Below are 20211 nucleotides of genomic sequence, written 5' to 3' on the forward strand. Positions count from 1 at the left end.
CGCGAGCACTATTCCTTGGACACCGGGCCGACGAAGTTGGTGTCGAAGCTCGGGCCGAGCGCAAAGCCCTTGAGGTTCTTGCGCAGGCCGGCCACTTCCAGCTGCTGGTGGATGACGACGAAGGGGCTGGTGTCGAGGATCTTCTTCTCGAGATCCTTGTATATGTCGGCGCGCTTGCCGGCATCCTTCTCGAGCAGTGCCGCTTCCGTCTGCTTGGTCAGGTCCGGAATGTCCCAGGCGTTGCGCCAGGCCAGCGTCTTGGTCTTGGCCGCATCCGAATTGTCCGGGTTCGAGGCAAAGGTCTGGGCGTTGGAGTTCGGGTCGAAATAATCCTGGCCCCACTGGCCGATATAGATGTCGTGGTTGCGGGCGCGGTATTTGGTGAGCGTCTGCTTGCCGTCGCCCGGGATGATCTCGAGCTTGATGCCGGCCTGTCCGAGCGTCTGCTGGATCGATTCCGCCATGCCGGTCGTCGGCTGGCCGGTGCGTACGTCCATGGTTACGCTGAAGCCGTCGGGCAGACCGGCCTTGGCCAGCAATTCCTTGGCCTTGGCGACATCGAGCTTGAACGGATTCTCATCCAATTCGCCGAGCACGCCCTTGGGCAGGAAGGTCTGATGGATTTCGCCGATGCCCTTGAGGATGGTCGAGCTCAAGGCATCATAGTCGACCAGATACTTGAACGCCTGGCGCACCTCCGGCTTGGCGAGGTTGGCGTTCTTCTGGTTGAGGCTGATGTAATAGACCGTGCCCTTGGGCGCGCTGGTGGTGGTGAGGTCGGCGTTCTTGGCGATCGCGTCGAGGTCGTTCGGTTCGAGATTGCGGGCAACGTCGATGTCGCCAGCCTCGAGCGCCAGGCGCTGGCCCGAGCTTTCCTTCATGTTGCGATAAATGACGCGGGCAAGCTTGGCTTTTTCGCCGTAGTAATTGTCGTTGCGCTCGAGAACGACGGCTTCGTTGGCCCGCCATTCGCGCAGCTTGAAGACGCCGGAGCCGGCATAGCCGGTCTTCAGCCAGGCGTTGCCGAAGTCATTGTCCCATTTGTAGTCGGCGCTCGGCGTGACCGAAGCGACATGTTCCTTGACCAGCTTGGCGTCGACCACCGAAGCCACCGTTGCCGACAGGCAGTTCAGCACGAAACTCGGCGCATAGGCCTTGTCGACGGTGAACTGGAAGGTGCCGTCGTCGACAGCCTTGGCCTTTTCGGTGACGTTGTCACCGCTGATGCCAAACTGGCCGATGATGAAGGCCGGGCTCTTGTCGAGCTTGATGACGCGCTCGAACGACCAGGCGACATCGGACGCCGTGATCGGATTGCCGGAAGCGAATTTCAGGCCGGGCTTGAGCTTGAACGTGTAGGTCAGGCCGTCATCGGAGACGGTCCAGCTTTCGGCAAGGTCGCCCTTGACCTTGGAGGTGTCGCTGAGGTCGAGACGGACAAGCAGATCATAGGTGTTGCCGGTGACCTCGGCGGTCGACAGCTCGAACGCCTCGCCCGGATCCATAGAGATGATGTCGTCGATCGCGAAACCTTCGACCAGCGTGTCGGCGGGCGTGACCGCACCGGCGGGCGCGCCGGCCAGAAGCAGCGCCGACATGGCGGCACCCGCGAGCAGGAAGCGAGAGCGTAGAGCAAACTTTTCCATCATCATTGTGATTGTTCCCTGTTTTGTTGTTTGTTGACCTGAGTTCCCGGCTCAGGGTTGCGGAATTTTTTCGGGGCCTGGAGACGGCCCCTCTGCCCACTTACCGTCGTGGTTTTTGTCCAGTTGGTCAACACCATACCCGGCGGCCCCGTGGCGGGCAACGAGCATTTATACGACGGCTCATTGGGCCAGAAAGGCCGGTGGGGTGTCGACGCATAGGCCAGCCAATCGAGGCTGCCGATCGAGAAAAATCTGCTAATTTCGGAGCTATTTCAGCACTGCGACCAGGTCGGCGTCAGGAAAGCAGGTGGCGGCGCGGCCGTTCTTGGCTTGCCATATGCCGATCGAGCGGCGGGTCTTGAAGCCGGGCAGGCCATCGGCGCTGCCGACATCATAGCCCTTGGCCTCCAGCGCCCGCTGCAGGGCGGCGATGTCCGAACGGTGCAGCCCGCCGACCGCGCCCCAGCTGCCGGCGAAGTTCTGATCGCCATGGGCGATGCGATCGGCGCCATGGCCGATGAACAGCGCGTACAGGTCGCTGGTGTTGTATTGCTTCAGCACGTAGAAATTGGGCGTGGCGACAAAGGCCGGGCCGCTGCGCCCTGCCGGCATCAGCAGAAAGCCTTCGGCCTTCAGCTCACTCACTGGAAACGGTTTGCCGCCGACGCGCTTGATGCCCATATCAGCCCATTGCGAGATTTTCTTGCCCTGGTCCGGGCCTTCCAGCGAACAGGAAACGCTTTCCGGCACCGTCACCTCGAATCCCCAGCCACGACCCTTTACCCAGCCATAGTGGACGAGATAATTGGCGATCGAGGCCAACACGTCCGGCGTCGAGTTCCAGATGTCGACGCGGCCGTCGCCGTCGAAATCGACGGCATGTTTCAGGAACGAGGTCGGCATGAATTGCGGCTGGCCGAGCGCGCCGGCCCAGGACGATTTCATCGCGCCGACCGGAGCCAGCCCGCGCTCGACGATCTCGAGTGCGGCAAGCAGTTCGGTGCGGAAGAAGTCCTTCCTGGTCGACATGAATGCCTTGGTGCCCAACACTTCGAAGGCGTCATAAGGCATCTTCGCCGCGCCGAATCCGGTCTCGCGGCCCCAGATCGCCAGCAGCACTTCGCCCGGCACGCCATAGCGCTTTTCGATGGCCGCAAGTGTCCTGGCATTGGCGGCTTCGCGCGCGCGCCCGCCCGCCGTCACCGCGCGAACCGTCTTCTCGGCGAAATAGGCGCCGGGTGAGCCGAATTCGGCCTGGTGCTGCTTCTGCGGCGTGGCCGCCTTCTCGCCCGGCTTGACCAGGTCCGGCAGCTTCAGATTGGGCTTGATGCCGTCGAAGGCGGCGTCGAAGGTGGTTTTGGAAATGCCTTTCGCCTTGGCCTGCGGCCAGAGGTCGTTCTGCAGCCAGGCGCGGAACTGGTCGTCGATCTTTGCGGCGGAGGCGGGGGTGGAAAAGACCGAGAGAAGAACTGCAAAAAAGGAAAACAGAGCCAATCTGAGAGGTTTGCGTTCCTTCGCACCCCCCTCTGTCCTGCCGAGGGGGGGGCTTGGCACCAGCCTTGGTGGACACGCAAAAATCATGCTCCGCATCCTCTGCCGCAACTTTGTCAAAACGCCGTCCGCGAACGCAGCGCCGCGGCCAGCGTGCCCTCGTCGAGATAGTCGAGTTCGCCGCCGACCGGCACGCCATGCGCAAGGCGCGTCACCTTGATGTCGAAGCCGGACAACTGGTCGGTGAGGTAATGCGCGGTCGTCTGGCCCTCGACCGTCGCGTTGACGGCAAGGATGATCTCCTTGACCTCGCCGCCGGCGACGCGATCAACCAGCGAGCGCATGTTGAGCTGCTCGGGGCCGATGCCGTCGAGCGGCGACAGCGTGCCGCCGAGCACGTGGTAGCGCACATTCATCGCCGCCGCGCGCTCCAGCGCCCACAGGTCGGAGACGTCCTCGACGACGATGATGGTGCCGGCATCACGGCGCGGATCGGTGCAGATCATGCAAGGGTCCGATGTATCGACATTGCCGCAGGTCGAGCAGATGCGCACCTTGTCGGCCGCCTCGGCCATGGCGGCGGCAAGGGGCGACAAAAGCTGCTCTTTCTTCTTGATCAGATGAAGGGCGGCACGCCTGGCCGAACGGGGTCCCAGCCCCGGCACCTTGGCCAGGAGCTGGATCAGACGTTCGATCTCGGGACCGGCGATTCGCTTCGACATCGCTCTGATCTAGAGCAATTCCAGGAAAAGTGCGAAGCGGTTTTCCGTCCGGAATTGCGTCAAAACGAAAAGCTGGAGCGGTTCACCGTTTCCGCGAAACGGTGAACCGCTCCAGGATTTTTCAGAGCGCTTTGGAACATCTGCATCCGCATGACCGCCATATTGGGCCTTGGCGGACCGCGGGGCGCAGATCAGTTGGTCTCGAGCGGCCGGCCCTGGCTGACAATCATCGCGCCAATGGCGTCTGTGTTCTCAGGCGTCGACTGGAACCCCATCGACGCCTCTTGCGGCGCGTCTTGAACCGACGAGATGACCCTTGTGTTCAAGCTTCCGCCAAAACGCGCGGCATCCGGCTCTTCCATCGGCTCCTGCATCGCCACCACCGTCGGCTCTTGCGAGACACGCGCGGATTTCGCGGCCGGCGCGGCGGCGGCGGTCACATAGGTCTGCTGGGCGGGAGCGGATCGAACGGTTGCCGTCCTGGCTGGACGCACCGGCTCGGCGGACGCGACCATCGTCACCGGCGCGGCTGACTTGTCGGGCGCCGCCGAGGCAATAGCGACCTGCGGCTCATCCGGCAGCGGCTGCCAGTTGCGGCCGCGCTTCTCGTAGAAGGCATTGCCGCCGGCAACCATGGTGTAGTGCATGTTCTTGTAGGGGAAGCGGAGGCCGGCTGTGTGGAAGAACATGGTGTTCTTGAGCTTGGACTTGCGCTCGCCCTTCAGCACCGCGTCGGCGGCTTCCTCGACATCGGGCATTGCGCGTGAATTCATCGGCCTTGTCATGACACCAGGCGCGAACTGCCCGGGCTCGCCCACCACTTGGCAGATGGTGCTGCCATGGTTGCCGGAGCGCAGCCGGTTCATCACCACCGTGCCGACCGCGATCATGCCGTCGCGGCTCGAGCGGTTGGACTCGAAGAACATCGCCCGTTCCAGGCATTCCTTGTCCTTCGGCGTGTGGCTGTAGGCCCCTGAACTCAGGAAACCCGGCGTGACGGCGTCGGTCAGGCTGGCGACGGACATGCCGTGTGAAGTGGTCTGGCTGCAGGCAGCCAAAAACAGGGGTGAAATGACGGCGCCGAGCAACAGCGGCGTCTTCCATCGCGTGGAAATCAACAGGTAACCCTCTCACTTCGTGCCCGCCCCCAGGCTGCGGCAAGAATGAGACACTTTCGGGCAAAATGATGGCCAAAACGTTATTAACAACGTACTGTTGCCAAATTGGCACAATTTCGTGGCTTTCCAGATAGATCGAGCCGTCATTTCACAAAAGCGATGACCGCTCTCTCTTTGTTTCGCCGCAATTGCCCCAAGGGAAAGCACCACGCGGTTTTCCTGAAGCGATCTACCGCCCGGCCGCTATCGCGGCCGGCTGGCCAGGCTCAAGCTCCTCGACCTTCTCCGAAAACAGGCCGCGCCGGAGGAACAGCGTCCGCGCCTCCCTGGCCGTCGGCGCGATCTTTCCCGGCCAGCCGCTGTCTATGAACTCAGCCTTGGTGAAGTCCGGATTTGTCTCGCTTGCCGCCTCGAGGAATTCGGCGATCTCCAGCACGATCGCGCGCTCGTCCTTCGAAAGCGCCGATGTGCCGGCTTCGATCGATGGGCGATGGAGGAAATCCTCGAACAGATAGAAATAACCCTTGATGCCGACGAGATCCACGCCGTCGTCACAATCGGCCAGGATTTCCAGGATCTCGTAGATCCTGTTGCGGATACGCTGCTCGATCAGTCTTTCGGACGGCTCTTCGGCCATGGCCGCACCGAAGGCTAGAAGGGCAGTTTCATTCCCGGCGGGATCGGCAGGCCCGCGGTCAGCGCCTTGGTCTTTTCCTGCATGATCTGCTCGACCTTGGTCTTGGCGTCGTTGTGAGCGGCCAGCACCAGGTCTTCCAGGATCTCGACATCGTCTTCCTTGAACAGAGACGGATCGATCTTCAACGACTTCATCTCGAATTTTCCGGTCAGCGTCACATTGACCAGGCCGCCGCCGGCCTGGCCGGACGCTTCCAGCGTGGCGATCTCGTCCTGCATGGCCTGGAACTTGGCCTGCATTTCCTTCGCCTTGCCCATCAGGCCGAGAAGATCTTTCATGGTCGGGTCCTTTGCGGATTCGTGGCTGGATCAGGGTTCATCGTCGTCAGCCGGCGGCTCGACCGGCACTTCGGCCTCTACCGTTTCGGCTTCCGGCGCGTCCGGAATGCGCACGTCGATGATCTTGGCACCGGGAAAGCGCGCCAGGATGGCGGCCACTGTCGGGTCGCTCTTGGCATCGAGAAAAGCCGTCTCGCGTTTGGCCGATTCCATTTCGGCGAGCGTCTGGCCGCCCTCTTCCTTCGACAGCGAGACAAGCCAGCTGCGACCGGTCCAGGCGCGCAATTTCGTCGTCAGGTCGTTGAGCAGCATCTTGGGCGCATCGCTGGTCAGGCCAACGTCGATGCGGCCGGGCTCGATGCGCACAAACCGGATGCAGCTTTTGACCAGCACCTTGAAGGCGATGTCGCGCTGCGCGTCTGCCAGGGCAATGATGTCGGCCAGCGATTTCAGCGGCGCCGATTGCGCCTCCGTGACCGGCTCCGGCGGAGCGACGTAGGCAACGGGCGCAGGCGAGGCTTCGACCAGCCGCATGGTCTGCGCACCGCCCGGGCCAGACGGCATGCGCGTCTGCGCCACCGCGCTGACGCCGTTGCCGTTGCCTCCTCCCCCTGCGGGCGCCCCATTTGGGCGCAGCGCGCCATTCTGCACCGGCGCGGCGCCTTCAAGCGATCTCAACGCCTCGTCCAGCGTCGGCAGGTCGGCGGCATGCGCCAGCCGGATCAGCACCATTTCGGCGGCACTGACCGGCCGGTTGGAGGACTGCACCTCTGGAATGCCCTTGAGCAGCATCTGCCACGTCCGCGACAGCACCCTGACCGACAGCGTCCTGGCGAAATCGGCGCCGCGCTGCCGCTCGTCCTCGGATAGCGAGGCATCCTCGATGGCCGTCGGCACGAAACGCAGCCGGGTGACGAGGTGGTTGAATTCGGCAAGGTCGGTCAGCACGGCGGCCGGATCGGCGCCGGTATCGTACTGCGCACGGAATTCGCCAAGGGCTGCCGCCACATCGCCTTTCATCACATGTTCGAACAGGTCGACGATGCGGGCGCGGTCGGCGAGCCCCAGCATCGCGCGAACCGCATCGGCGCCGACAGAGCCGGCACCATGGGCAATCGCCTGGTCGAGGATGGAGAGCGAATCACGGGCCGAGCCCTCGGCGGCGCGCGCGATCATCGCCAGCGCGTCGTCGTCGACCGAAATGCCCTCCTTGGCCGAGATCGAGGCGAGATGCCCGACCAGCGCGCCGGCGTCGATGCGCCTCAAGTCGAAGCGCTGGCAGCGCGACAGGACGGTGATCGGGACCTTGCGGATCTCGGTGGTGGCGAAGATGAATTTGACGTGCGGCGGCGGCTCTTCCAGCGTCTTCAGAAGGGCGTTGAAGGCCTGCGTCGACAGCATGTGCACTTCGTCGATGATATAGACCTTGTAGCGGGCCGAGACCGGCGCGTAGCGCACGCGCTCGATGATGTCCCTGATGTCGTCGATGCCGGTGTGCGAGGCGGCGTCCATCTCGATGACGTCGACATGGCGGCCTTCCATGATCGCCTGGCAATGTTCGCCGAGGACGGCAAGGTCGACCGACGGCTGGTCGATATCAGCGGTTTTATAGTTCAGGGCGCGCGCGAGGATGCGCGCCGTCGTGGTCTTGCCGACGCCGCGCACGCCGGTCAGCATCCAGGCCTGGGCGATACGGCCGGTGGCAAAGGCGTTGGTGAGGGTGCGCACCATCGGCTCCTGGCCGACCAGCTCGGAGAAGTTCGAAGGACGGTACTTGCGTGCCAGCACGCGATAGGCGGCGGCCTTGCCTATCTCCAGGCTTTTTGGTCCCGAATTTCCGGCTTCGCTCATACGCCCGTAAAGCTCCAAATGGCCGCGCCCGAAGGCGGCCGATTCCTGCGCATAGTCTCGCCCGCGCTGCAATGCGTCGTCAATGTCGCGAGAGGGGCCGATGAGGTGGGAGGCTGGAACAATGACCCGTTCCGGGCTCGTTAGGGCTGCTTCCTTCCGGACCTGACCCGGTTGGCGAGTGGATCGTCCACCACCAACCTCCCGCTTTCCATATCGGCAATTGCGCGACGAAATGCAAGTGCGCCGCAGAAATCGCAAAAATATGGAATTGGCGCACCAAAGCGTGAGGGGCGCAATGATTCGCTTGCAGCCCCCCTGCCGCCGCTCTAGCGTTCCTGCGTTTGAGGAAAACAAGAAAAGCAAGGGAAACGCCGATGCTGCCGGGCCTGAAGGCCGGATTCACGCTGGACGCACGGCTGGAGGCGGACAGCGAGCAATTGATGTGGCTTGGGCTGTGCGAGCTGCGGGTGATGAACGACCGCCGCTGGCCCTGGTTGCTGCTGGTGCCGCAGCGCCCCGGCGCGGAGGAAATCCACGACATGACGCCGCTTGACCAGGCGATGCTGACCTTCGAGACCAATATGGTGGCGCAGGCGCTGAAGAAAGCGACCGGCTGCACCAAGATCAACACCGGCGCGCTCGGCAACATCGTGCGCCAGTTGCACATCCATGTCATCGCGCGTTCTGAAGGCGATCCCGGCTGGCCAGGTCCTGTGTGGGGACATGGCCTGCGAGAACCCTATCAGCGTTCCGACTTGCGACGGTTTGCCGAAACGATCAAGGCGGCGCTATAAGCGTTCCCCGTGTCCATCCCTCAACATATTCCAGAGTCCCCATGAGCTTCCGCCTGTTTGACGCGCCTTTGCGCGAGCCGAGCCAGTTCGTCGGCTTCGCCGGCAACACGATCGACCGGCAGTCCGAGAACCGCGCCGACGATTCGGTCGACAAGGCGCTGGCCGATCCGGCGACGCGGCTGCTTCTGATGCATGGCGGCCGGCTCTATCTGAAGCTCGGCGATGGCGGCGCTCTCGATCCCTGGTTCGGTGCGACCGAGAGCGAGCCCTTCAAGGTTTCCCTGGCGCAAGGCATCCTGCTCGGTTTTTCCGAACGAGGACCGGTGCTGGCCGTGCCCGCCGGCGTCGAACCCGAACAGCTTCCGGAAACAGTCAAGGCCATCGACTACCGCTCGGTCTACATGCAAGGGCTGATCGACGAGGCGGCGGCCGGCGCGATGGCGCAAGGGGCGGCTTTGCTCGCCTGGCATGCCAGCCATCGCTTCTGCAGCAAATGCGGCACGGAATCGCAGATGCGGGCCGGCGGCTACAAGCGGCATTGCCCGAATTGCGGCACCGAACATTTTCCGCGCACCGACCCGGTGGCGATCATGCTGACGGCGACGCGGGAGAAGTGCCTGCTCGGGCGCGGCCGGCATTTCGCGCCGGGCATGTATTCGGCCCTCGCCGGCTTCATCGAGCCTGGCGAGACGATCGAGGCGGCGGTGCGCCGCGAGACGCTGGAGGAGGCCGGCATCCGGCTTGGCCGCGTCGTCTACCACGCCAGCCAGCCCTGGCCGTTTCCCTATTCGCTGATGATCGGCTGCTTCGGCGAGCCGCTCAATGACGATATCCAGGCCGACCTCAACGAGCTTGAGGACTGCCGCTGGTTTTTTCGCGACGAGGTGCGCCGGATGCTGGAAAGGACGCACCAGGGCAATCTGATCACGCCGCCGAAAGGCGCCATTGCGCATCACCTCATCCGCGCCTGGGTCGATTCAGAATGATGGCAGCGAACACCTAAAGACATTGCAGGAGCAGGACATGATCCGTCACACCGTCGTTTTCACGCTGAAGCATCCGCCGCATTCGCTGGAGGAAAAGCGGTTCCTGGTCGACGCCAAGAGGATCCTCACCGCGATCAGGGGCGTCACGCATTTCGAGCAATTGCGGCAGATCAGCCCCAAGAACGACTATCGTTTCGGCTTCTCGATGGAGTTCGCCGACCAGGCCGCCTACACCAGGTACAACGACCATCCAGACCATGTCGCCTTCGTGCGCGACCGCTGGGTGCCGGAGGTCGAGACCTTCATGGAGATCGACTATGTGCCGCTGGGCGCGGTGATCTAGTCCGCAACCTTCCACTGCTCACGCGACTCGCTGGCCGGATAGACGCCGAGAATGCGCACTTCGCGCGAGAAGAAACGCAGCTCGTCCAGCGCCAGCTTGACCAGCGGATCGTCGGGATGGCCCTCGATGTCGGCGTAAAACAGCGTCGCCGTGAAAGCGCCCAGCTGGTAGCTCTCCAGCTTGGTCATGTTGATGCCGTTGGTGGCAAACCCGCCCATCGCCTTGTAGAGCGCGGCCGGCACGTTGCGGACGCGGAAGATGAAGGTCGTCATCATCTTGACGTCGGGCGAAGGACGCTCGGCCCATTGCTTGTTCTTGGTCAGGACGACAAAGCGGGTGACGTTTGAGTCGGTGTCCTCGACGTTTTGCTCGATGATATCGAGCCCGTAGAGGGTCGCGGCCAGGGCCGGCGACAGCGCCGCCATGCTGCGGTCCTTGACCTCGGAGACCATTTTGGCGGCGCCGGCCGTGTCGCCGGCGACGATCGCCTTCCAACCGTTCTTGCGAACGTATTTGCGGCACTGGCCAAGCGCATGGATGTGGCTGTGCACCGTCTTGATCTCGTCGCGCTTGACGCCTGGCAGCACCATCAGCTGGAAATGGATCGGCAGGAAATATTCGCCGACGATGTGCAGCTTCGATTCCGGCAGGAGATGATGGATATCGGCGACGCGCCCGGCAATGGTGTTCTCGATCGGGATCATGGCGAGGTCGGCCTTGTTGGTCTCGACCGCGTTGAAGGCATCCTCGAAGGTCGGGCAGGGCAACGGCTCCATCGAAGGAAACATGTTGCGGCTGGCGGTGTCGGAATTGGCGCCCGGTTCGCCCTGGAAGGATATTCTGTTGGTCTTTTCAGGCATGCCGATATCTCAGGTTGAAAGGATTGTTCTGGCGCGTTCGAGGTCTTCAGGCGTGTCGACGCCGAGCGGCAGCGACTGGACGATCTCGGCGTCGATGCGCATGCCGGCTTCCAGCGCCCGCAACTGTTCCAGCCGCTCGCGCCGTTCGAGCGGCGACGGCTTGAGCGCGACGAAACGCTCGAGTGCTTCGCGGCGATAGGCGTAGAGGCCGACATGATGGTAGAGCGGCCCCTCGCCCCAAGGCGCTGTGGCACGGGTGAAATAGAGCGCCCTCAGCCTGCTGCCGGAAAGCGGCGAGCCGACGATCTTGACGACATTGGGATTGGTCTTTTCCTCATCGCGGACGATCTCGACGCCGAGCGTGGCGATGTCCACCGCACTGTCCTCGAAAGGCCTGAGCGACGCGGCGATGATCCGGGGATCGATGGTCGGCAGGTCGCCCTGCACATTGACGATGGTTTCGACCTTGCGCCCGGGGTCGAGCGCGACCAGCGCCTCGTGGATGCGGTCGGAGCCGGATTCGTGATCCATGCGCGTCATCACGGCCTCGAAACCGTGCGCGCGCACCGCTTGCGCCACGCTTTGCGTGTCGGTCGCCACCACCACCCGGCCAAGGCCGGCTTCGGCGGCGCGGCGGGCGACATGGACGATCATCGGGGCGCCGGCGATGTCGGCCAGCGGCTTGCCCGGCAGGCGGGTCGAAGCCATGCGGGCCGGGATCAGGATCAGCGTGGACATTTCGGGTGCAAGGCGTCTCGAAAGAGGACAGGGAAAGTGGCAAAAGGTCTCACTGGAAGCGCCCTTATAGGTGTTGCAACACCGCAGCAAAAGACCTAGTTTCCGCCCGATTTGACCGCCCTGGCAGGACGGTCACGATACCGACGGACGGAGTGGACGGTTCTGTCCGCCGGAAAAGGGAGCAAGGGGCGTATGGATTCCAACGAAGTCAACAAACTGCTCGCCGGATTGCTCGGAACCGTTTTCGTCGTCTTCTCGGTCGGCATTGTGTCCGATGCGCTGTTTGCGTCGCCGGCGCCGGAAAAGCCCGGCTTCGCCATCGAGGCCGCCGAGCCCGCCGAAGGCGGTCCGGCCGCGCCTGCCGCGGCGGCCAAGCCGATCGCCGATCTGCTGGCGACCGCCAATGTCGAGCAGGGTGCTGCCGTCTTCAAGAAGTGCCAGGCCTGCCATTCCGGCGAAAAGGGCGGCCCCAACAAGGTCGGCCCGGACCTGTGGGACCTCGTCGACCGTCCGGTCGCCGAGCATGAAGGCTTTGCCTATTCGGCCGGCATGAAGGAATTCTCCAAGGGCGGCACCGAGAAGTGGACCTACGACAACATCAACCACTTCATCACCTCGCCGAAGAAATTCGTGAAGGGCACCGCCATGGGCTTCGCCGGCCTGCCCAAGGACGAGGACCGCGCCAACGTCATCGCCTATCTGCGCACGCTGTCCGACAATCCCAAGCCGCTGCCGGCACCGGGGGCTGCCGCCGATGCAGGCGCCAAGCCTGCCGATGCAGCCGCTCCGGCAAAGCCGGCTGAGGGTGCCGCGCCGGCCGCTCCCGCCGCCCCGGCTCCGGCCGCACCGGCACCGGCGCCTGCCCAATAATTTCGATATCATCTCAACGACCTTGAAAAAGCCGGGTTCAGCCCGGCTTTTTTATTGGGAAAACCGCATAGGCGGCGACAAAGCCGCGCATGACGGTTTTCACGAGCGCCAAATCATCTAGATTGCCCATGAACGGGCATCGCGAAGAGGATAGTGCATGACGGTTGGCCGAACGCTTCTCAAGTCGTTGCTGGCGGCAGCCCTTCTGGCGGCGGGATTGCAGGCTGCCCGCGCCGACGAATGGCGCACCACCTCATCGCTGATCGGCGAGTCCAAATACGGCGCCAATTTCCAGCACTACGACTACGTCAATCCGAACGCGCCCAAGGGCGGCACGCTGAATTCGGTGGTGCCAGGCACATTCGACAGTTTCAATCCCTATGTCGTCCAGGGATCACCGGCCGCCGGCCTGGTCGGGTTCGGCGGCGGCCTGCTCTACGACACGCTGATGGAGCAGGCGACCGATGAAGGCAGCACCAGCCATCCGCTGATCGCCGATGCCTACAAATATCCTGATGACTATTCCTCCGCGACTTACCGGCTCGATCCGCGCGCCAAATGGCATGACGGCCAGCCGATCACCGTCGATGACGTGATCTGGTCGTTCCAGGTGCTCAAGGCCAACAGCCCGCAATACAGCCGCTATTTCGAGAATGTCACCGATGCGGTGGCGATTTCGGACCGCGAGGTGGAGTTCCATTTCAACCAGAAGGGCAATCGCGAACTGCCCAAGATCATCGGCGACCTCGCAGTGCTGCCGAAACATTGGTGGGGAGGCACCGATGCCAACGGCAAGAAACGCGACGTGACCAAGCCGACCCTGGAAATCCCGCTCGGTTCGGCGGCCTACAAGATCGCCAGCTTCAAGCCGGGCTCGGAGATCATCTGGCAGCGTGTGCCGGACTACTGGGCGGCCAAGCTGCCGGTGAAGATCGGCCGCGAGAACTTCGACACCCGACGCTACACCTATATCCTCGACGACAATGCTGCCTGGCTCGCCTTCACCAAAGGCGGACTGGAAGACATCAACCGCGAATACAGTTCGCGTAAGTGGGCGACGGCTTACAATTTCCCGGCATTCCAGGCCGGCGATGTCATCAAGAAGGATTTCCAGACCCAGGCGCCGCAACCGATGCAGGGTTTCGTCCTCAACCAGCGGCGGCCGCTGTTCCAGGACCGGCTGGTGCGTGAGGCGCTGACCATCCCATTCGATTTCGAGAGCATGAACCGCACCCTGTTCTTCGGCTTCAACACCCGTACATCGAGCTATTTCCAGGGCACAGAACTGGCGTCGAGCGGACTGCCGCAAGGCAAGGAACTGGAGATCCTGGAAAAATACCGCGACAAGCTGCCGCCCGAACTTTTCACCCAGGAATTCAAGCTGCCGGTCTACGATTCGCCGCAGGCGGAACGGAAGTACCTGAAACAGGCAGTCGATCTCTTCGCCAAGGCGGGCTGGGTGATCAAGGGCGGCAAGATGGTCAATGCCAAGACCGGCGCGCCGTTCAAGTTCGAGATCCTCGGCTGGAACGACACTGACCAGGTGATCGCCAGTCCCTACATCGCCAATCTGCGCAAGATCGGTGTCGATGCCACTTTGCGCATCATCGACCAGACGCAGTACATCAACCGCGTCAACAATTTTGATTTCGATGTCGTCACAGGCATCCTCCAGCAGTCGGAATCGCCGGGCAACGAGCAACGCGACTTCTGGAGCTCGAAAGCTGCTGACTCGCCCGGTTCGCGCAATCTGATGGGCATCAAGGATCCGACCGTCGACGCGCTGGTCGATCGCATCATCTTCGCCACCGATCGCGACGATCTCGTCGCCGCCACCCATGCGCTCGACCGCATCCTGCTGTGGAACTTCTACGTCTTGCCGCAATATCACCGGTCGGCGGTGTGGCTGGCCTATTGGGACAAGTTCAAATTCCCCGACAAGCAGCCCGCCTATGTCGGTGCCGACATCGATTCCTGGTGGATCGACCCGGACAAGGAGAAGGCGCTGGCGGCCAAATACAAGGGCGGCAATTGATGGCGGCCCTGCCCCGCCGCGACTTTCTCGCCCTGGGCAGTGCCGCGGCAGCCGCTGCCCTGTTGCCCGGCCGGGCCTTCGCCGACATTGCGACTGGCATCAAGCTGCATGGCCTGTCGGCCTTCGGCGACCTCAAATACAAGCCCGATTTCGCGCATTTCGACTACGTCAATCCGGACGCGCCCAAGGGCGGCCAGATGAATTTCGCGCCGCCGAACGCAACCCTCAATCAGAGCTTCCTGACCTTCAACACGTTGAATTTCCTGGTGTTGAAGGGGGAGGCGCCGCCGCGCGCCGAACTCTGTTTCGATTCGCTGATGACAAGCGCGCTCGATGAGCCGGATGCAGTCTATGGCCTGCTTGCCGAAACCGTTACCCTGTCGCCAGACCGCAACGGTTTCCGCTTCGTGCTGCGACCGCAAGCGCGTTTCCACGACGGCTCGCCGCTGACCGCGCAAGACGTTGTCTTTGCGCTGAAGCTCTATAAGGACAAGGGCCATCCGAACCTTTCCCAGGCGTTGCGGTACATGACCGACGTGGTTGCGGTCGATCCCACCACCGTCGATCTCACCCTCAACGGCAAGCAGTCGGCGCAAAACGTCCTTGCGATCGTGGGGATGCCGATCGTCTCCAAGGCCTTTTACACGGCCAATGATTTCGATGCTTCGACCATGACGCCGCCGCTTGGCTCGGGACCCTACAAGATTGGACGCGTGGCGGCCGGACAGACGGTCGAATATGACCGCGTCGCCGATTATTGGGGCCGCGATCTCCCGGTGAACCGCGGCCTCTACAATTTCGACCGCATCCGCATCGACTTCTATCTTGACCGGCAGGCGGCTTTCGAGGCCTTCAAGAAAGGCGACACGCATTTTCGCGAGGAATTCACCTCACGGGTATGGGCGACCGGATACGACTTTCCGGCGCTGAAGGACGGCAAGGTCCTCAAACGGGAATTTCCCGGCGAGAAGACGCCAGACATGCAGAGCGTCGCGCTGAACCAGCGTCGTCCGCAATTCCGCGATGAGAGGGTGCGGCGGGCGATCGCCAGATGTTTCGATTTCGAATGGATGAAGCGGGCCTTGTTTTACGGCTCCTACGAGCGTTCTCAATCGAACTTCGAACGATCGGATTACAAGGCCGAAGGCCTGCCCTCGCCTGACGAATTGGCCCTGCTGGAGCCATTCCGGGCCGAGTTGCCGCCAGAGGTTTTCGGTGAAGCGGTAACACAGCCCCTGTCCGACGGTTCGGGCCATGACCGCAAGCTGCTGGGCGAGGCTTCGAGATTGCTTGCGCAAGCCGGCTGGAAGCGCGACGGCAGTTTCGTCGTCAATGACAAGGGTGAGCGGCTGCGGGTCGAAATGCTGGCGGAGGACGATGGCATCGTTCGTATCTACACCCCGTGGTCGGAGAATATGAAGGCGATCGGAATCGACGCATCGATCCGGCAAATCGATTCGGCGCAGTATGAGCAGCGGCACAGCAATTACGACTTCGATCTTGCCTTGCTGCATTGGTCGATCGGGGCGACGCCGACTGACGACAGCCTGCAGATGCTCTATGATTCCCGCATGGCGAAAATCCCGGGGCAACGCAACTATCCGGGCACCGAAAGCAAGGCCATCGACGCCCTGATCGCGGCAGCAGCCAAGGCGAAAGACCGTATAGAACTCGTCACGGCGCTCAGAGCGCTCGACCGGGTCTTGCGCGCGCGGCTGGACTGGATTCCAACATACTATCTGGCGAATCACCGCGTCGCCTATTGGGACATGTTCGGCTTTGTCGAACAGAAGCCCGATTTCGGCTTTCCGGTCGAGACGCTGTGGTGGTTCGATAAGGGCAAGGCGGCAAGAATTGGCAAAGGCTGAGATGTTCGCTCAACGAGGGCAGAAGGCCTGATGGGCGCCTATATCCTGCGCCGCATCCTGTTGATGATCCCGACGCTGTTCGGCATCATGGCGATATCCTTCGCCGTCATCCAGTTCGCCCCCGGCGGTCCGGTCGAACAGGTCATCGCCCGGCTGACCAATCAGGGCGGCAGCGACCGCCTCGGCGGTGGTGGCGGCGACGCGGGTGCCGGCGGCAATTTCGATGCCGCCGGTGACGTCAGCTCGAAATATCGCGGTGCGCAGGGGCTCGATCCGGAATTCATCAAGAAGCTGGAAAAGCAGTTCGGCTTCGACAAGCCGCCGCTCGAGCGCTTCGGCATGATGCTGTGGAACTATGCCCGCTTCGATTTCGGCGACAGCTATTTCCGCGACATTTCGGTGCTCGACCTGATCCTGGAAAAAATGCCGGTGTCGATCTCGATCGGGCTGTGGATCACGCTGTTGTCCTACCTGATCTCGATCCCGCTCGGCATCCGCAAGGCGGTCAAGGACGGCACTCCCTTCGACGTCTGGACCAGCGGCGTCGTCATTGTCGGCTATGCCATTCCGGGCTTCCTGTTCGGCATCATGCTGATGGTGCTGTTTGCCGGCGGGTCTTTCTGGGACTGGTTTCCGTTGCGCGGCCTCACCTCGGACAATTGGGATCAATTGTCGTGGTGGGGAAAGATCGTCGACTATTTCTGGCACATGACATTGCCGCTGACCGCGCTGGTGCTGTCGGCCTTCGCCACCACGACGCTGCTGACCAAGAACTCGTTCCTCGAAGAAATCCGCAAACAGTATGTGGTGACGGCGCGAGCCAAGGGTCTGTCGGAACGGCAGGTGCTCTACGGCCACGTCTTCCGCAACGCCATGCTGATCGTCATCGCCGGTTTTCCCGGCGCCTTCATCTCGGCCTTCTTCACCGGCTCGCTGCTGATCGAGAACATCTTCTCCCTCGATGGCCTCGGTCTGCTCGGCTTCCGGTCGGTGGTCGAGCGCGACTATCCGGTGGTGTTCGCCAATCTCTACATCTTCTCGCTGCTCGGGCTGTTCGTCGGGCTCTTGTCCGACCTGCTCTACACCTGGGTCGATCCGCGCATCGATTTCGAGCGGAGAGACGTCTGATGTCGGAGGCTACAGTCCCCGTCGACGCGGCACCCGCGCGGATCAAGCGGCCGTTTCTGTCGCCGCTCAACAAGCGCCGCCTGCAGAACTTCAAAGCCAACCGCCGCGGCTACTGGTCGCTGTGGATCTTCCTCGTCCTGTTCGTGCTGTCGCTGTTTTCCGAGTTCATCGCCAACGACAAGCCGATCATCGCTTCCTACAAGGGCGAAATCCTGTTTCCGGTGTTGGTCGCCTACCCCGAGGAAAAATTCGGCGGCTTCTATGCCGTCACCGACTATCGCGATCCGGTCATCCAGGACGAGATCAACGCCAATGGCTGGATGATCTGGCCGCCGGTGCGCTACTCCTATCAGACGGTCAACAACGCTATTCCCGAAGCAGCACCGGCCAGGCCGTCGTGGCAGTATGACGCCAAGACACGCTGCAACCAGTATCCGCAGGGTGCTGCCGACCCCGCCTGCATCGTCGGCAACTGGAATTGGCTCGGCACCGACGACCAGGCGCGCGACGTGCTGGCGCGCGTCATCTACGGCTTCCGCATTTCGGTGCTGTTCGGCCTGATCCTGACCGCCGGCTCGGCCTTGATCGGCGTCGCGGCCGGCGCCGTGCAAGGCTATTTCGGCGGCTGGACGGATCTCTTGTTCCAGCGTTTCATCGAGATCTGGTCCGCCATCCCGGTGCTCTATCTCCTGCTCATCGTCGCCGCCATCCTGCCGCCGGGCTTCTTCATCCTGCTCGGCCTGATGCTGCTGTTTTCCTGGGTGGCGCTGGTCGGCGTGGTGCGGGCCGAGTTCCTGCGCGCCCGCAATTTCGAATATGTCAACGCGGCCCGGGCGCTCGGCGTGCCCAACCGCACCATCATGTTCCGGCACCTGTTGCCCAACGCCATGGTGGCGACACTGACCTTCATGCCCTTCCTGCTCTCGGGCTCGATCTCGACGCTGACCTCGCTCGACTATCTCGGTTTTGGCCTGCCGCCCGGCTCCGCCTCGCTTGGCGAGCTGCTGAAGCAGGCGCAGCGCAACCTCAATGCGCCGTGGCTCGGCATTTCCGGCTTCGTCGTCATCTCGCTGATGCTGTCCCTGCTGGTCTTCGTCGGCGAGGCGACGCGCGACGCCTTCGATCCGCGCAAGACGTTCCGATGAGCGAAGCCCCCTTGCTCAGCGTACAGGACCTCAGCGTCGCCTTCAGCCAGGGCGGCGGCCAGTCGACGGCTGTCGACCACATCTCGTTCGACATCGCCAAGGGCGAGACGGTGGCGCTGGTCGGCGAATCCGGCTCCGGCAAATCGGTCTCGGCGCTTTCGGTGCTGAAGCTTTTGCTCTATCCAAGCGCCAGCCACCCCTCGGGAAAGATCGTGTTCCAGGGCAACGACCTGCTGGCGATGAGCGAGAAGCAGTTGCGGCAGGTGCGCGGCAACAAGATCACCATGATCTTCCAGGAGCCGATGACCTCGCTCAATCCGCTGCACACGATCGAGCATCAAATCGTCGAGATCCTGAAGCTGCACCAAGGCATGGCCGACCGCCCCGCCAAGGAGCGCACCCTGGCCCTGCTCAACGAGGTTGGCATCCGCGATCCGCACAAGCGCCTCGATGCCTATCCACACCAGTTGTCCGGGGGCCAGCGCCAGCGCGTGATGATCGCCATGGCGCTGGCCAACGAGCCCGAACTTCTGATCGCCGACGAGCCGACGACGGCGCTCGACGTCACCGTTCAGGCGCAGATCCTCGAACTGCTGGCCGGCTTGAAGAGCCGCAAGGGCATGTCGATGCTGTTCATCACCCATGATCTCGGCATCGTGCGCAAGATTGCCGACCGCGTCTGCGTGATGACCAAGGGCAAGATCGTCGAGACCGGCCCGACCAAGGAGATCTTCGCCAATCCGCAGCATGCCTACACAAGGCATCTGCTGGCGGCCGAGCCGAAGGGCAAGCCGCCGGCCGCCAATGCCGACGCCAAGCCGGTCATGACCGGCAAGGACATAAAGGTCTGGTTCCCGATCAAGCAGGGCTTCTTCCGCCGCACCGTCGACAATGTGAAGGCAGTGGACGGCATCGATGTCACCGTGCGCGCCGGCCAGACGCTCGGCGTGGTCGGCGAATCCGGCTCCGGCAAGACGACGCTCGGCTTGGCGCTGGCGCGCATGATCTCGTCGACCGGCATGATCCAGTTCAACGGTCGCGACATCAACCAGCTGTCCTTCAATGCAATGCGGCCGCTCAGGCGCGAATTGCAGATCGTCTTCCAGGATCCGTTCGGCTCGCTCAGCCCGCGCATGTCGATCGCCGAGATCATCGAGGAAGGCCTCAAGATCCACGAGCCGAAGCTGTCGCCCGACGAGCGCGACGACAAGGTGGCCGCCGTGCTGAAGGAGGTTGGGCTCGATCCGGCGACCCGCAACCGCTACCCGCACGAGTTTTCCGGTGGCCAGCGCCAGCGCGTTGCCATCGCACGCGCCATGGTGCTCAACCCGCGCTTCGTCATGCTGGACGAGCCGACATCGGCACTCGACATGAGCGTGCAGGCGCAGGTCGTCGACCTGCTGCGCAGCCTGCAGGCCAAGCACGACCTCGCCTATCTCTTCATCAGCCATGATTTGAAAGTCATCCGCGCGCTCGCCAACGACGTCATCGTCATGCGCAATGGCAGGATCGTCGAAGCCGGCCCTTCCCAGCAGATTTTTGAAAATCCGCAAACCGACTATACTCGGGCGCTGATCTCGGCCGCCTTCAAGATCGAGACGGCGCCGGTCGGCATCGTCAGCGAGTGATTTGCGTAGAGAG

General features: G+C 62.7%; 18 protein-coding genes and 1 other RNA gene. 9 read left to right on the plus strand and 10 right to left on the minus strand.

The genetic code is table 11. The annotated features are described in order from the left end of the window. Positions 1-8 precede the first annotated feature (8 nt). The 8 genes from AC0NIL_RS00270 to ffs form a co-directional block, all read right to left on the minus strand. Positions 9-1652 carry an ABC transporter substrate-binding protein gene (locus AC0NIL_RS00270; protein ID WP_275954083.1) on the minus strand — a complete coding sequence of 548 codons (1644 nt, stop codon included), beginning with the start codon at positions 1650-1652 and terminating at the stop codon, positions 9-11. A gap of 261 nt (positions 1653-1913) precedes the next feature. Beyond that, the gene (locus AC0NIL_RS00275) at positions 1914-3227 is read right to left on the minus strand and encodes a lytic murein transglycosylase (RefSeq protein WP_473573255.1); all 1314 of its coding nucleotides are present in this window, start codon (positions 3225-3227) and stop codon (positions 1914-1916) included. Between the two features lie 26 nt (positions 3228-3253). Next, the gene (recR, locus tag AC0NIL_RS00280) at positions 3254-3859 is read right to left on the minus strand and encodes a recombination mediator RecR (RefSeq protein WP_013527928.1); all 606 of its coding nucleotides are present in this window, start codon (positions 3857-3859) and stop codon (positions 3254-3256) included. 191 nt (positions 3860-4050) lie between these two features. Further along, positions 4051-4977, minus strand: a complete 927-nt coding sequence (locus tag AC0NIL_RS00285) for a cell wall hydrolase (protein WP_473573256.1) — start codon at positions 4975-4977, stop codon at positions 4051-4053. A 229-nt stretch (positions 4978-5206) separates the two neighbouring features. Then, complete coding sequence (locus AC0NIL_RS00290) at positions 5207-5614, minus strand: hypothetical protein (protein WP_027161783.1); 408 nt, start codon at positions 5612-5614, stop codon at positions 5207-5209. 14 nt (positions 5615-5628) lie between these two features. After that, positions 5629-5952, minus strand: a complete 324-nt coding sequence (locus AC0NIL_RS00295; protein ID WP_013527931.1) for a YbaB/EbfC family nucleoid-associated protein — start codon at positions 5950-5952, stop codon at positions 5629-5631. Between the two features lie 30 nt (positions 5953-5982). Then, on the minus strand, positions 5983-7803 hold the full coding sequence (locus AC0NIL_RS00300; RefSeq protein WP_473573257.1) for a DNA polymerase III subunit gamma/tau: 1821 nt from the start codon (positions 7801-7803) through the stop codon (positions 5983-5985). 105 nt (positions 7804-7908) lie between these two features. Then, positions 7909-8005, minus strand: an RNA gene (gene ffs, locus AC0NIL_RS00305) — signal recognition particle sRNA small type. Positions 8006-8177: 172 nt separating this feature from the next. On the opposite strand from ffs, the gene AC0NIL_RS00310 reads away from it, so the two are divergent. The 3 genes from AC0NIL_RS00310 to AC0NIL_RS00320 are packed head-to-tail and all read left to right on the plus strand — an operon-like array spanning position 8178 to position 9926. Further along, complete coding sequence (locus AC0NIL_RS00310; protein ID WP_013527933.1) at positions 8178-8597, plus strand: HIT domain-containing protein; 420 nt, start codon at positions 8178-8180, stop codon at positions 8595-8597. Between the two features lie 41 nt (positions 8598-8638). Then, positions 8639-9583 carry an NAD(+) diphosphatase gene (gene nudC / locus AC0NIL_RS00315; protein WP_473573258.1) on the plus strand — a complete coding sequence of 315 codons (945 nt, stop codon included), beginning with the start codon at positions 8639-8641 and terminating at the stop codon, positions 9581-9583. A gap of 37 nt (positions 9584-9620) precedes the next feature. Next, positions 9621-9926: a Dabb family protein gene (locus tag AC0NIL_RS00320; protein WP_027161785.1), complete on the plus strand. Its 306-nt coding sequence runs from the start codon at positions 9621-9623 to the stop codon at positions 9924-9926. Here the strand turns inward: AC0NIL_RS00320 and AC0NIL_RS00325 are convergent. Continuing rightward, on the minus strand, positions 9923-10786 hold the full coding sequence (locus AC0NIL_RS00325; RefSeq protein ID WP_013527936.1) for a prephenate dehydratase: 864 nt from the start codon (positions 10784-10786) through the stop codon (positions 9923-9925). The two genes, AC0NIL_RS00320 and AC0NIL_RS00325, sit on opposite strands and share 4 nt — an antisense overlap. Before the next feature lie 9 nt (positions 10787-10795). Next, the gene (locus tag AC0NIL_RS00330) at positions 10796-11524 is read right to left on the minus strand and encodes a 3-deoxy-manno-octulosonate cytidylyltransferase (RefSeq protein WP_027161787.1); all 729 of its coding nucleotides are present in this window, start codon (positions 11522-11524) and stop codon (positions 10796-10798) included. A 192-nt stretch (positions 11525-11716) separates the two neighbouring features. On the opposite strand from AC0NIL_RS00330, the gene AC0NIL_RS00335 reads away from it, so the two are divergent. From AC0NIL_RS00335 to AC0NIL_RS00360, 6 genes are all read left to right on the plus strand, one after another. Then, a complete protein-coding gene (locus AC0NIL_RS00335; RefSeq protein ID WP_013527938.1) occupies positions 11717-12394 on the plus strand; it encodes a c-type cytochrome in 678 nt (225 codons plus the stop codon). A gap of 157 nt (positions 12395-12551) precedes the next feature. After that, complete coding sequence (locus AC0NIL_RS00340) at positions 12552-14429, plus strand: extracellular solute-binding protein (RefSeq protein WP_473573260.1); 1878 nt, start codon at positions 12552-12554, stop codon at positions 14427-14429. Then, entirely contained in the window at positions 14429-16297 is a 1869-nt protein-coding gene (locus AC0NIL_RS00345; protein WP_063169975.1) for an extracellular solute-binding protein, read from the plus strand. Before AC0NIL_RS00340 ends, AC0NIL_RS00345 begins: the two co-directional genes overlap by 1 nt. A 30-nt stretch (positions 16298-16327) precedes the next feature. Next, on the plus strand, positions 16328-17425 hold the full coding sequence (locus AC0NIL_RS00350; RefSeq protein ID WP_013527941.1) for a microcin C ABC transporter permease YejB: 1098 nt from the start codon (positions 16328-16330) through the stop codon (positions 17423-17425). Then, positions 17425-18570, plus strand: coding sequence for an ABC transporter permease (locus tag AC0NIL_RS00355; RefSeq protein WP_013527942.1), 1146 nt, complete (start codon positions 17425-17427; stop codon positions 18568-18570). Before AC0NIL_RS00350 ends, AC0NIL_RS00355 begins: the two co-directional genes overlap by 1 nt. Then, positions 18567-20198: an ABC transporter ATP-binding protein gene (locus AC0NIL_RS00360; protein WP_473573263.1), complete on the plus strand. Its 1632-nt coding sequence runs from the start codon at positions 18567-18569 to the stop codon at positions 20196-20198. Before AC0NIL_RS00355 ends, AC0NIL_RS00360 begins: the two co-directional genes overlap by 4 nt. Positions 20199-20211: the final 13 nt, after the last annotated feature.

This window comes from Mesorhizobium sp. WSM1343 (genome assembly GCF_055901535.1).